General features: G+C 35.4%; 17 protein-coding genes. 5 read left to right on the top strand and 12 right to left on the bottom strand.

Features of this window, described 5'->3' with window-relative positions:
* Nucleotide 1 precedes the first annotated feature (1 nt).
* The gene (locus V4D31_RS07650) at nucleotides 2-418 is read left to right on the top strand and encodes a DNA polymerase ligase N-terminal domain-containing protein (protein WP_353685848.1); all 417 of its coding nucleotides are present in this window, start codon (nucleotides 2-4) and stop codon (nucleotides 416-418) included.
* Here the strand turns inward: V4D31_RS07650 and hslO are convergent.
* Genes hslO through greA form a run of 5 tightly spaced genes read right to left on the bottom strand, consistent with a single transcriptional unit; the run spans nucleotide 405 to nucleotide 4,132 of the window.
* Nucleotides 405-1,268 (bottom strand): Hsp33 family molecular chaperone HslO, encoded by an 864-nt coding sequence (gene hslO / locus V4D31_RS07645; RefSeq protein WP_353685847.1) that lies wholly within the window; start codon nucleotides 1,266-1,268, stop codon nucleotides 405-407. The genes V4D31_RS07650 and hslO overlap by 14 nt on opposite strands.
* Nucleotides 1,261-2,043 (bottom strand): SAM-dependent chlorinase/fluorinase, encoded by a 783-nt coding sequence (locus V4D31_RS07640; protein WP_353685846.1) that lies wholly within the window; start codon nucleotides 2,041-2,043, stop codon nucleotides 1,261-1,263. The genes hslO and V4D31_RS07640 overlap by 8 nt, the downstream gene beginning before the upstream one ends.
* A complete protein-coding gene (locus V4D31_RS07635) occupies nucleotides 2,015-2,923 on the bottom strand; it encodes a dihydroorotate dehydrogenase (RefSeq protein WP_353687097.1) in 909 nt (302 codons plus the stop codon). The genes V4D31_RS07640 and V4D31_RS07635 overlap by 29 nt, the downstream gene beginning before the upstream one ends.
* Nucleotides 2,923-3,666, bottom strand: a complete 744-nt coding sequence (locus V4D31_RS07630) for a dihydroorotate dehydrogenase electron transfer subunit (RefSeq protein WP_353685845.1) — start codon at nucleotides 3,664-3,666, stop codon at nucleotides 2,923-2,925. The genes V4D31_RS07635 and V4D31_RS07630 overlap by 1 nt, the downstream gene beginning before the upstream one ends.
* Nucleotides 3,659-4,132: a transcription elongation factor GreA gene (greA, locus tag V4D31_RS07625; protein WP_353685844.1), complete on the bottom strand. Its 474-nt coding sequence runs from the start codon at nucleotides 4,130-4,132 to the stop codon at nucleotides 3,659-3,661. Before greA ends, V4D31_RS07630 begins: the two co-directional genes overlap by 8 nt.
* A 215-nt stretch (nucleotides 4,133-4,347) precedes the next feature.
* Here greA and V4D31_RS07620 point away from each other — a divergent pair, with 215 nt between their 5' ends.
* A complete protein-coding gene (locus V4D31_RS07620; protein ID WP_353685843.1) occupies nucleotides 4,348-4,920 on the top strand; it encodes a DJ-1/PfpI family protein in 573 nt (190 codons plus the stop codon).
* A 16-nt stretch (nucleotides 4,921-4,936) separates the two neighbouring features.
* On the opposite strand, the gene V4D31_RS07615 is transcribed toward V4D31_RS07620, so the two are convergent.
* The 7 genes from V4D31_RS07615 to xerC are packed head-to-tail and all read right to left on the bottom strand — an operon-like array spanning nucleotide 4,937 to nucleotide 10,470.
* Nucleotides 4,937-5,272 carry a cupin domain-containing protein gene (locus V4D31_RS07615; RefSeq protein WP_353685842.1) on the bottom strand — a complete coding sequence of 112 codons (336 nt, stop codon included), beginning with the start codon at nucleotides 5,270-5,272 and terminating at the stop codon, nucleotides 4,937-4,939.
* Between the two features lie 14 nt (nucleotides 5,273-5,286).
* Complete coding sequence (gene rlmD / locus V4D31_RS07610) at nucleotides 5,287-6,456, bottom strand: 23S rRNA (uracil(1939)-C(5))-methyltransferase RlmD (RefSeq protein WP_353685841.1); 1,170 nt, start codon at nucleotides 6,454-6,456, stop codon at nucleotides 5,287-5,289.
* On the bottom strand, nucleotides 6,453-7,037 hold the full coding sequence (locus tag V4D31_RS07605) for an FmdE family protein (RefSeq protein WP_353685840.1): 585 nt from the start codon (nucleotides 7,035-7,037) through the stop codon (nucleotides 6,453-6,455). Before V4D31_RS07605 ends, rlmD begins: the two co-directional genes overlap by 4 nt.
* A complete protein-coding gene (locus V4D31_RS07600; protein WP_353685839.1) occupies nucleotides 7,027-7,674 on the bottom strand; it encodes a septal ring lytic transglycosylase RlpA family protein in 648 nt (215 codons plus the stop codon). The genes V4D31_RS07605 and V4D31_RS07600 overlap by 11 nt, the downstream gene beginning before the upstream one ends.
* Nucleotides 7,675-7,687: 13 nt before the next feature.
* Complete coding sequence (hslU, locus tag V4D31_RS07595) at nucleotides 7,688-9,037, bottom strand: ATP-dependent protease ATPase subunit HslU (protein WP_353687096.1); 1,350 nt, start codon at nucleotides 9,035-9,037, stop codon at nucleotides 7,688-7,690.
* Nucleotides 9,028-9,561, bottom strand: a complete 534-nt coding sequence (hslV, locus tag V4D31_RS07590; protein ID WP_353685838.1) for an ATP-dependent protease subunit HslV — start codon at nucleotides 9,559-9,561, stop codon at nucleotides 9,028-9,030. The genes hslU and hslV overlap by 10 nt, the downstream gene beginning before the upstream one ends.
* Nucleotides 9,562-10,470 carry a tyrosine recombinase XerC gene (gene xerC, locus V4D31_RS07585; RefSeq protein WP_353685837.1) on the bottom strand — a complete coding sequence of 303 codons (909 nt, stop codon included), beginning with the start codon at nucleotides 10,468-10,470 and terminating at the stop codon, nucleotides 9,562-9,564.
* A 126-nt stretch (nucleotides 10,471-10,596) separates the two neighbouring features.
* Here xerC and V4D31_RS07580 point away from each other — a divergent pair, with 126 nt between their 5' ends.
* The 3 genes from V4D31_RS07580 to V4D31_RS07570 are packed head-to-tail and all read left to right on the top strand — an operon-like array spanning nucleotide 10,597 to nucleotide 12,712.
* Nucleotides 10,597-11,691: an inositol-3-phosphate synthase gene (locus V4D31_RS07580; RefSeq protein ID WP_353685836.1), complete on the top strand. Its 1,095-nt coding sequence runs from the start codon at nucleotides 10,597-10,599 to the stop codon at nucleotides 11,689-11,691.
* A gap of 1 nt (nucleotide 11,692) precedes the next feature.
* On the top strand, nucleotides 11,693-12,268 hold the full coding sequence (locus tag V4D31_RS07575) for a CDP-alcohol phosphatidyltransferase family protein (protein ID WP_353685835.1): 576 nt from the start codon (nucleotides 11,693-11,695) through the stop codon (nucleotides 12,266-12,268).
* A gap of 36 nt (nucleotides 12,269-12,304) precedes the next feature.
* Entirely contained in the window at nucleotides 12,305-12,712 is a 408-nt protein-coding gene (locus V4D31_RS07570) for a DUF948 domain-containing protein (RefSeq protein ID WP_353685834.1), read from the top strand.
* Nucleotide 12,713 lies beyond the last annotated feature (1 nt).

Here is a 12,713-nt window from a genome sequence, read left to right as displayed (position 1 = left end):
CATGCCTTATTTTGTTGTCCATGAGCATCATGCAAAAAAGCTTCACTTTGATTTAAGACTTGAAAAGGATGGAGTACTCAAATCATGGGCAATTCCAAAAGGTCCTTCAATGAATCCTCAGCAGAAGCGTCTTGCAATTCAGGTGGAAGATCATCCACTGGAGTATGGTAATTTTGAAGGTGTTATTCCTGAAGGGCAGTATGGAGCTGGAGAAGTCTATATCTGGGATAAAGGCAGTTACAGCACTGTAAAAGGCTCTCCTGAAGAGGGGCAGTGGGAGATTTTTATGGAAGGTGAGATTCTAAAAGGAAACTTTGTTCTGGTGAAACTTAAAGGAAAATCAGATGAGTGGCTTTTTATTAAGAAAAAGGACAGATTTGCTGATTATAATTTTAAACTGAAACTTAAATCTCCCTGAGAAGACTCTGTAATTCCTCTACTGTTACCTTATATTTTTTCTTACAGAAATAGCATTCAACCTCAACTGTTTCACCTTCATCAATCATTTTTTGAATTTCTTCTCTTCCAAGAGTAACAATTGCACTGATAACTCTATCTTTTGTACATGGACAGAAGTATGCCACAGTGCCTCTATGAATAACCTCAATGGGAAGTCCTACGGCTTCTTCAAGAATTTTTAGACAATCCATTCCCTGCAGTATCATTGATGAAACTGATGGAGTTTGAGAAAGCTTTCTTTCAAGAAAATCAATTATCTCAACTTTTGTTTCAGGCATTGTCTGAATCATAAATCCACCTGCAGCCTTAACTGAATTGTCTGGTTCTACATAAACTCCAAGAGAGACTGCTGAAGGAATCTGTTCAGAAACATTCAAATAATAGGCAAGGTCTCTTGCAATCTCACCTGTTTGAAGTGCCACACTGCTTTGGTAGTATTCTCTTAACCCGAGGTCTCTTATTACATTTAAAAAACCTTTACCTATTGCTCTTCCCACATCAATTTTTTCATTTTTCAATCCCATATAAATATGAGGTCTTTTAACATAGGCACGAACTCTGTAAAGAAAGTCTGCCTCAGCAACAACCTCTTTAAGCGGTCCGTCACCCTTTATCTGAATCATTACCTTTTGTCTGTCCTTAAGTGTTGATGCTAAAAGAAGACTTCCCGCAATAACCCTTCCCATAGCTGCAGTTGCTGTGGGCCAGGTATCATGAATTTTTCTTGCATACTCAACTGTTTCTGTGCAGATCGTTGCTACAACTAAAACATGCTCATCCTTTATTAATCCCTTTACAACTTCATCCATCTAAAAAAGCCTCCACAGTCTGTTTTTTCTCTAAGTTTAGAGTTTCTTTAGCATTACCCATGTAAATGAATATTTCAATAAATCCATCACTGTTTATAACAGCTGCAGGTTTATGGGGATACTGTGAATAAAAGCTTACCACTGGAAGTATTAACTCCTTAATTTTTATTTGTCTTATTTTTTTACCTTCTGGTTTTATATTGGTTATCGCATTACCGAATCTGTCAATATAAACTATTTTACCGACAATTTTATCATCAGATTTTTCAGTATCATAAAGAGTTTTGAAGACTTTAATATCCTTTGCAGGGCTTCCAAATTCATTTATTTCAATACCCTTTGAAAGCCATGCAGCAGTCGGGGCAAAAACATCTCTACCCTGAAAAGTAGGACTTTTTCTTAAAAAATACCTTTCATTTTCAATGCACACGGCATAAAAAGGCTCTTTTAAAACATAACTGAGAATACCATTATCAGGTGCAACAAAATAGTGCCCCTGTGATTTCACTATTAAAGCTTTTCTCTGCGAGCCAACTTCTGGATCAACAACTGCTATGTGAATGCTTCCTTCAGGGAAATAATGGAAACTTTCATACAGAACAAAAGCAGCATCTTCAACTGCCTGAGGTTCAATTTCATGAGTAATATCAACTATTTTTGCATGGGGATTTATACTTAAAATAACTCCCTTCATCTGACCGACAAAAGGATCTTTTAGAGCAAAATCTGTTAAAAGCGTAATTATTTTACTGGATAAAGCTTCCGATGATTTCATTTATATCTTTTATTTTTTCTGCAATCAAAAATTGTTTAATTCCTTCAATTATTTCTATTGTTGACTGAGGATTTATAAAATTAGCTGTTCCCACTTGAATAGCTCTTGCTCCTACAATTAAAAACTGTAATGCATCCTCTGCAGTAACAATTCCTCCTATTCCAATTACTGGAATTTTAATAGCCTGTGAAGCTTCCCATACTGCTCTTAATGCTATGGGCTTTATTGCAGGACCTGAAAGACCTCCTGTAGAGGTTCCTAACATACTTCTACGTGTTTTTATATCAATAACCATTGCAGGAAATGTATTAATCAGAGAAACAGCATCTGCACCTTCATCCTCACAGATTTTTGCCATTAAAGCAACATCTCCTTGAGGACTGAGTTTTACAATTAGTGTTTTTTTTGTACTGGCTCTAACTTCCTTTACAGCTTTTTTCAACAGCTGTGGTTCCAGTCCCATTCTTCTCCATTTACTGTCTTTGTTAGGGCATGAAACATTCATCTCAAGAGCATTAATCTCTTCCAGGGAATCAAGTAAACGAGCCATTTCAATGTATTCATTAAGATCTTCACCGAAAAAATTAACTATTATGTTAGTATTAAACTTTTTCAAAAATGGAACTTTTTCTTTCTTAAATGCTTCAAAGCCTATGTTTTGTAGCCCGATTGAGTTAATCATTCCGCATGCAGTCTCATAAATTCTTGGGGGAGGATTTCCCTGTTTTGGCTGTAGTGAAAGCCCTTTTACAACAATTCCGCCTAAAAGATTGAGATCGACAAACTGAGAATACTCAAGTCCGTATCCAAAGGTGCCAGAAGCTGTTAAAACAGGATTTTTAAAAGTAACATTACCTATTTTAACCTCTAAGGATGGCATCATAACAAAAGCTCCTTAATCTCAAAAACAGGTCCATCCGTGCAAACTCTTTTAAATCCCTGCTTTGTTGCTATTACACAGCCAAGGCATGCACCAACTCCGCAAGCCATTCTCTCCTCTGTAGCTACATAACATGGTTGGGCTTCGTTAACTATCTTTTTAAGTTCTTTTATCATTACCATAGGTCCGCAGGCATAAATGGGTAAGGATAAATTTTTGCCTTTTTCTTTAAATAGCTCTGTAACAACGCCTCTGTATGTATATGATGTTTCTTTTTCAGTTGAAATATAAACATGCTTTGCAAACTCCTTTAACTCTTCATAAAAGAGTATCTCATTTTCATTTCTTACTCCGTAAAAAAGATGTGCCTTTTTAGGAAATTTTTTAATCAGATAATAAACTGAAGCAAGCCCGATTCCTCCTGCAATTACTATAAAATCTCCCTGAGGGAAAGGATACCATTTTCCAAACGGACCTATAATAGTTAGCTGGTCTTTTTTAAGTTGACTCAGTATCTTTGTTCCCTTTCCTTTTACTCTGTATAAAAATTTGATTTCACCCGGTACATGGTCAAAAATGCTAAAAGGTCTTCCAAGAAGGGGATCAAGTCTCTCATTTAATCTAAGAATGCAGAACTGTCCTGGTTTTGTTTCAATACTCTCAGGAAATTCAAGGGATAGTAAATAAATTTCCTCTGTAAGTGCTTCGTTACTTATTATTTTTGACTTAAATAGCTTATTCAAAGCTTATAGAGATAATTTCATAATTAATTGTTCTTGCAGGAGCCTTTATGGTAACCTGATCGCCAACTTCCTTCCCTATTAAAGCTTTTCCTACAGGTGAAGTAATTGAAATTTTTCCGTTTTTTACATCTGCTTCATCAGGACCAACAAGATGAAACTCTTTTTCTTCATCTGTATCAAGATCAACCACTTTTACTTTTGCACCAAAGGCAACTTTGTTTTGATTTATCTTTGCTGGCTCAATTACATAGGCACGGGAAAGCTTTGCCTGAAGTTCTTGAATTCTTCCTTCAATAAATGATTGCTTTTCACGAGCAGCATGATACTCAGCATTTTCTGATAAATCGCCGTGAGCACGGGCTTCTGCAATTGCCTTTATTATTGCAGGACGCTCAATTTTTATTAGTCTGTCAAGCTCACTTTTCAGTTTTTCATAACCCTCAGGGGTCATAGGAATTCTATCCATCTTTTAAGAGTCCTCCATCAGTGTTCATTCTTCTTTATTTAATGTAGCAAAATTATAATATTTCAGTAAAGTTTCTAAGATTGTCTCTGTTTTGATGAAAGTTTTCAACATAGCTTTTTAAGCCAACAGGCTAAGAAAATATAAAGAAATAAAAAACTTAAGGAGATTTCAGGTAATTGACAGAGTCCATTAAATTTTGATATTCTTTATCAATAATGAAAAAATTTTTTATAGGATTTTTACTTCTCTGCATTCTAATTAATCTCGCTTTAGCTGAAAAGAGTAAAATTATTCTTATGATTATTGCCTCACAAAACTTCAGAGATGAAGAACTTTTAAAGCCCAAGGAAATTTTTGAAAAAAAAGGATTTAAAGTTACAATCGCTTCGTCTTCCTTGCATACTGCTACAGGAATGCTTGGAGCAAAAGTTAAACCAGATTTATTGATTAATAATGTGAATATTAAAAATTATGATGCAGTTGTATTTGTTGGTGGAACAGGTGCAACTGAATATTTCAATAATTCTGTAGCATTAAAAATTGCTCAGGAAGCGGTAAAACAAAACAAAGTAGTAGCAGCTATATGCATTGCACCAAGAATCTTAGCTGAAGCAGGTGTTCTTCAAAATAGAAAAGCTACTGTCTGGAGTTCAGAGGCTTCTGCTTTAAAAGCAAAAGGAGCAATATATACAGGACAGGATGTTACAGTAGATGGGAAAATTGTTACTGCATCCGGTCCTCATGCAGCAGAAGCTTTTGCAATAGCAATACTAAAGCTTCTTAAATAATTCCGGTGTTAAAATTCTACCATAAGCCCGGAGCGTGAACAACATAGCATTTTAAGGGTGTTTTAGCCTTAAGTCCGTGCAGTTCCTTACTGCCAATGGCTATGATATCATCTTTTCTTACTGCTTGCCATGCATTGTTTATATACATCTGGCCTTCACCCTCAATTATAAAGATGCTGTCTACTTCTTTTTCATGTGTGTGCAAAGGGATTTCAACTCCTGAATCGAGTTCAAGTATTATGATGCTTAATTCAGGGTGTTTGTCCTTTGTAACTACATAACCAACTTTTACTCCATTAAATTTAGGATGGGGATTCATCTGAACTTCACTTAAATTGATTTTTAATGCCATACCAAATTCCTCCTTTATTCAATTTTCATTAAAGCTACATTTTCAATATGATATGTCTGGGGAAACATGTCAACTGGTTGAACTTCTATAAGTTTGTATCCCTTTTGTCCTAAATATTTCAAGTCTCTTGCAAGGGTGGAAGGTTCGCAGGATACATAGATTATTTTTTTAATTCTTTTTTCCGAAATGGCTTCAAGGACTTCTTTCATACATCCAACTCTTGGTGGATCAAGAACTATAGCATCTGCATCAATGCTGTGTTCATATAAAGCTTCTTCAGTTTTTTTGCACAGATATATGATGTTGTCAAAGTTTTTAATGTTTATCTGAGCATCTTTACATGCAGACCGACTCTCTTCAATGGCAATCACTCTTTTTGCTTTTTTTGCTAAAAACACAGTAAATGTGCCAACTCCAGCGTAAGCATCTATGATTACTCTGTCATCTCCATCTATGTATTTTAGGACTGTTTCAATAAGTTTTTCAGCCTGGTAGGTATTTACCTGAAAGAATGAAGGTGCTGATATGAGAAATTCATGCCCCAAAAGTTTTTCAGTATAATTTTTCTGTCCTGTTTCAATTTCTTCAGTATCCATTTCAGGTTGAACAAGCCACTGCCCAGTGTTTACTCCATATCGTATTGTAACATTATGGGTTTTCCTCTTTGGTGTTTTACCCTGAAGAACATTAAGAATTTCATTTATTTTTTGATGCATCAGGTGACAGTAATCTACATGAATAAATTTATGACTTGCTCGCATTTTAAATCCCAGGAGTTTTTGCCTATTTATTGAGAAATCAGCTCTGTTACGGTAATTATAGGGATGGTCTGCTTTTATTGTGAGAAGGGTGAATTCTTCAGGATTTTCAAAACCTCCAATTCTTTTAAGCTGCTCCATCACAACAATTTCTTTCAATTTTATTTGATAGCTGTATGTCACATGCTGAAAACTACAGCCGCCACACACTCCAAAAAGTTTACACGGAGGGTCTTCTCTAAAAAATGAAGGTTCAACTAAATCAACAATCTCTGCTCTTAGATAATCACCTTCATCTTTTATTATCTTTGCTTTTACAGTTTCTCCAGGAATTCCATATGGAACAAATACCACTTTGCCATCATACTTACCAATTGCTTCACCAAGATGGGCGATTCCAGTAAGATGAATTTCTATCTCCTTCATAACATCTCCTCAAAGCAGGGGATGCAGAGAATTTTCCCATTAAGTATTCTTGCTTTTGCCTCTGCAACTTTTTCTCCACAGTTTGCACATCTCAAACTTTTAAAAATTCTTGCCTGCTTTGGTGGATTAATCTTTGGATAGGTAATTTTAAGAATTTCCTCTTTTTTTGCATTGAGAATCTGTTTTATTTTCTCTGCCTTTCTTTTATTGATGAATTCAACAACCTCAGTGGAGCTGTCTCCCTGCATAAATCTCTGCCATAGTGCTTTTTCATTTTCAGTTTCCTTGAATTCAAAATCAATTGAGATTCTTACAGCTTTGCCTGTTTTTCTGTCAAAAAATGTGTAAACCTGTTTCCCATAATCTCTGAATATGAGATTTCCTTTACCAAAGGTGCATCCTGTAATAACTTGAATGGCATCAACAGCACAGGAATCATTTTCCACAATGCATACAATTTCTTCATCATGTGAGCGGTCTTGGACTTCGAGTTCTTCCAGCGCTGCAGTGGCAACTCTATATCCAAGGGCAAGCCCGGGGCAGCTATGTCCGTGAAATTTTACTACATCTTCAAATTTCATCTTTTCCTCCTGTAAAATTGGTGATAATCACCTTATATCCTTCTTGTCCCATTAATTTTGCTAAATTGTATGCTTCATCATAGTTTGTAAACTTTCCAACTCTGACTCTATAAAAGGTTTCTCCTCTTAACACTACTTTATTTATATAAACATTTTGATATTTAAGGTTCAAAGCCTGCTTTAATCTCATTGCATTTTCAATTTCACGAAAAGCACCTACCTGAATTGTTAATGTTCCATAAACAGGAGTATATTTTACATATCTTACATAGCTCATGTCTCTTCCAACAGGTTGTATTAAGACTTCTGCTGTGCCTGGTCCGATTAAACCAACTTTTTTTGCCGATGCATAGGACAAGTCAAGGTCTCTTCCCGGGATAAAAGGTCCTCTATCATTAACAGTGCACACAACTTCTTTACTGTTTTGAAGGTTTACAACTCTCAGCCTTGTTCCAAAAGGATATTCTCTATGTGCACAGGTGTAATCATACATGTTGTATATTTGTCCTGATGCTGTTGGTCTTCCGTGAAACTCTGCTCCATACCAGGATGCAACTACTTTCCGTGTTCCCTCTGGAACATACTCTATTTGAGGAGGCTTTTGAGGAGCGCATGAACACAGTATCAGTAACAGCATTAATATTTTTAACTTATAATATGTATCTGCTGAGGTCCTCACTTTTGATTATTTCACTCAGTTTTTCTCTAACAAATTTTGCATCAATCACGATTTTCTGCCCGCTAAGTTCTGAAGCATTAAAAGATATATCTTCAAGAAGTTTTTCCATTACAGTATGAAGCCTTCTTGCTCCAATGTTTTCTGTTTTTTCATTTACCTGCTGAGCTATTTCTGCAATTTCTTCAATTCCATCACTGGTAAACTCAAGATGCACATTTTCTGTTGCCAAAAGGGCAATGTATTGCTTTATAAGTGCATTGTCAGGTTCTGTAAGAATTCTTACAAATTCCTCTTTACCAAGAGAGCTGAGCTCAACCCTTATTGGAAATCTTCCCTGCAATTCAGGTATAAGGTCAGATGGTTTTGCCACATGGAAAGCTCCAGCTGCAATAAAAAGAATATGGTCTGTTTTTACAGGTCCATATTTTGTTGTGACTGTGGAACCTTCAACAATTGGAAGAAGGTCTCTTTGAACACCTTCCCTGGATACATCAGGACCATAGGAGCTTCCACGAGATGCAATTTTGTCAATTTCATCAATAAAGACGATTCCTGTTTGTTCAACTCTTTCAATTGCCTCCTTTGTTACCTTCTCCATATCAATAAGTTTATTTGCCTCTTCCTGAGTGAATAAATGAAGGGCTTCTGAAATTTTTACCTTCTTTCTTTTTACACGCTCTGGAAGAAAACTGCCAAGCATTTCTTTAAGGTTTATTTCTATCTCTTCCATAGCAACATTTGATATAATGCCGAAAGGCACAACTTTCTCTTTTAAATCAATCTCAATGTAACGGTCATCAAGAACTCCTTCTCTCAGTTGTTTTCTTAGTTTTTCCCTTGTTTCTTTATACCTTGTTTTTTCTTCTGTTGCTTCATTCATCTCTCTTGAGTATCTTGGCTGAGGTAAAAGTATATCAAGAACTCTTTCTTCTGCCATCTGTTTAGCTTTTTCTTGAACTCTTTGTGTGTGTTCCTGTTTTACCATGTTCATTGCAACTTCTGTAAGATCTCTGATTATTGATTCAACATCTCTTCCCACATATCCTACTTCTGTAAATTTTGATGCCTCAACCTTTATAAATGGAGCATTTACAAGTCTTGCAAGTCTTCTTGCAATTTCAGTTTTTCCAACTCCTGTAGGTCCTATCATGAGAATGTTTTTGGGCAAAACTTCATCTCTCAGCTCCTTTGGAAGCCTTTGTCTGCGAAATCTGTTTCTTAAGGCAATTGCAACAGCTTTTTTTGCCTCAACTTGTCCAATAATGAATTTATCAAGCTCTTCAACTATTTTCTTAGGCGTAAGATTTTCCATCAGCTTAATTCCTCCATTATGATTTGATTGTTTGTATAAATGCAGATTTTTGAAGCAATTTCCATTGCTTTTATAGCAATTTCCTTTGCATTAAGTTCAGTATTCTCATAAAGTGCCTTTGCTGCTGCGTAAGCATAGGGACCTCCAGAGCCTATGGCTGCTACAGGGTCTTCTGGTTCTATAACATCGCCATTTCCGGAAATAATTAGGATATGCTGTCTGTCTGCTACAATTAACAATGCTTCAAGCCTTCTAAGGATCCTATCAGTTCTCCAGTCCTTTGCAAGCTCAACAGCAGCCCTTAGCAGATTCCCTTTGTATGTTTCAAGCTTGCCTTCAAATTTCTCAAAAAGTGTGAAAGCATCTGCAGTTGAGCCTGCAAAACCTGTGAGAACCTGACCATTGTATAGTTTTCTTATTTTTTTTGCATTATGTTTTAGTACAGTATTTCCCATTGTAACCTGTCCATCAGAGGCAATAACAACTGAGTCATTCTTTCTTATGCATAATACTGTTGTTCCATGTAAATTCATTTATTCCTCCTTTTTTGAAAGTGGGTGAGCTTTATCATATACATCCATCAGATGTTTTAGATCAACATGGGTATAAATCTGGGTTGTTGAAAGAGATGCATGACCAAGTAATTCTTGTATTACTCTTAAGTCAGCACCTTCCATTAAGAGATGGCTTGCAAAGGTATGTCTTAATGTATGAGGCCCAATTTTTTCAAGAACTCCTATGATTTTTGCATATTTTTCAACAATTCTTCTTACCTGCCTGTCAGAAATTCTTTTACCCCGATTGTTTATAAAAAGTGGAGCTTCCTCAGCTGAAAGCTTTTTCTTAATTCGTAAAATTTGTCTCATTGCAAGATATTTTTTCAATGCTTCCTTTGCTTTCTGTCCAACAGGGACAATTCTTTCTTTCTTTCCTTTTCCCCTTACTTTTATTAATCCTTCTTTTAAATCTATATCCTCTATGTTTAATCCGCAAAGTTCGCTTACTCTTATTCCACTTCCATAAAAAAGTTCAAGGATTGCTCTGTCTCTTTGCGATATAAATTTGTCTTCCTGAGGTGCTTCAACAAGCTTAAAAGCATCATCAACTGTGAGAAATTTTGGTAGAGCTCTTTTTGTTTTAACTGAGGGAACAACTCTTGCAGGATTGATTTTTATTATTCCTTCAGAGTAAAGATAAGAAAAAAATGATCTCAATGTGGAAAGTTTTCTTGCTACTGTTGTTTTTGATCTGCCTTTTAATATCTGCTCTGAAATAAAACCTCTGATTGTAACGGGTTCAACCTGCTCAGGCTCTGTCTTAGCAAAGTTAAAAAACTCTTCCAAATCCTTTTTGTAAGCTCTGATGGTATGGATAGAGTCTCCTTTTTGAAGTCTTATATAATTTAAAAAATCATTTATGCAAGATTCGGTTTTATTCATCATTTAAAAAATATTGTAAAATCCAATGATAAATTAAATCAACAGTTTAATTCTTGACATAAAGGCATTTATTAGTTTATAAAAATTTGTTTTAACATTTTTTTTACAAGTTAAAGACAGGAGATTGAAATGGGTAAAATAAAAATTGCTATTGTTGGAGTAGGTAATTGTGCAAGTGCTTTAATTCAAGGAATTGAATACTATAAAACATATTCTGGAACTGATGTTCCCGGTCTTATGCATTTTAATTTAGGAGGTTATGTCCCAGGAGATATAGAAGTTGTAGCAGCATTTGATATAGATGAAAGAAAGGTAAATAAACCTCTCAGGGAAGCTGTATTTGCTAAGCCAAATTGCACAAAAATATTTTATCCAGACCTGCCTGATTATCCTGTAAAAGTATGTATGGGTCCTGTTCTTGATGGAGTTGCTGAACACATGAATAATTATCCAGAAGAAAAAAGATTTATTCCAGCAAAAGCAGAACCAGTAGATGTTGTTAAGGTTCTGAAACAATCAGGTGCTGAGATAATGGTAAGTTATTTACCTGTTGGCTCAGAAAAGGCAACTTGTTTTTATGCTCAGGCAGCTCTGGATGCAGGCGTTGCTTTTATAAACTGCATTCCTGTTTTTATTGCCTCTGATGATGAATGGATCAAAAAATTTGAAAGCAAAAATATTCCAATAATTGGTGATGACATAAAAAGCCAGATTGGTGCAACAATTGTTCATAGAGTCCTTACAAAGCTATGCATGGACAGAGGAGTAAAAATAACAAATACCTACCAACTTAATGTTGGGGGTAACACTGATTTTCTCAATATGCTTAACAGAGAAAGGCTTGCTTCAAAAAAGATTTCAAAAACAGAGGCTGTAACAAGTCAGATTTCTCACGAGATTACCAATGAGCATGTTCACATTGGACCTTCTGATTATATTCCATGGTTAAATGACAATAAAATATGCTTTTTAAGAATTGAAGGTGAAATTTTTGGAAATGTTCCGATTAATCTTGAATTAAGGCTTTCTGTAGAGGATTCTCCTAACAGTGCAGGTGTTGTAATTGATGCAATAAGATGCTGTAAATTAGCCCTTGATAGAAAAATTGGTGGGTTGCTCATATCAGCATCTGCTTACTTTATGAAACATCCAAGAGTTCAATATCCTGACGAAGTGGCAAGAACTATGTTGGAGGAGTTTATAGAAGGCAAGAGGGAACGATAACTTGCTCAGTGAAAAATTCAGTCATTTTTTAGACAAACCATTAACACCTTTAGCAAAAGCCTTACCTGTTAATCCAAATGTTATTACTTTTATAGGAATGCTTATTACATCATCATCAGGATTTATAATCCCCTTTAATCTCTTTCTGGGAGGAATTTTTATACTTGCTGGAGGAGCCTTTGACCTTATTGATGGAATAGTTGCCAGAGTTAATGGAAGAGCAACCAGATTTGGTGCACTTCTTGACTCTACCTTTGATAGAATTGCCGATGGATTTATATTTCTCGGAATATCGTGGTATTTTTTCAGACTTAATGACGAGGTTGCTTTTATTGTTACTGTATTATGTATGATAGCCTCTTTTTTAATATCATATGTCCGAGCAAGGGCAGAGGCAGTAGGAGTATGCTGCAGTGTAGGCATAATAGAAAGGCCTGAAAGACTGATTTCACTCGCTTTTGGATGTTTAACAGGCTTGCTTTATCCTGTATTGGTTATTCTTACAATTCTTAGTTGGATAACAGTAATTCAAAGAATTTTTTATGCCAGAAAGCAGATTAAAAATTTGCTCCAGTAATGGCTAAAATGTTATCCTTTAAAAAAGGAGGGAAAAATGAATGAGACTCTAATAATTCTGTTGAGCATTGGATATTTTCTTGCTACAGTGAGTCTGATTTCTGCACTTATTTTTCTTATTGTGGTAGCAATTGAATTAAGAAGAGGTATAAATGCTATCAAAGAATTTATCAATTCAACAAAAACGAAGTTAGATCCTGCAATTTTAGAGACTGAGAAGGTTATTCAGGGTGTAAAGAGTTCTGTTGATGATGTAAATGAAGTGACCCGCAAGGTGAGAGAACTTTCAGAAGCTATAGAAAAATTGAGTTTTATTATTTCTGAAGTTTTAACAACTGTTCAAAAGCTAAAGAGTTCGGTTTCTTTAAGAACCAGTGCATTGAAAACAGCAGCAACTGTGGCAGCTAATGTTTTTTTAGAAAACTTAAAGAAAGGAGGTAAATAAA

The sequence above is a fragment of the Thermodesulfovibrio sp. 3462-1 genome (assembly GCF_040451425.1).
Classification (GTDB): Bacteria; Nitrospirota; Thermodesulfovibrionia; order Thermodesulfovibrionales; family Thermodesulfovibrionaceae; genus Thermodesulfovibrio; species Thermodesulfovibrio obliviosus.
This window is presented reverse-complemented; position numbering and strand designations above follow the sequence as displayed.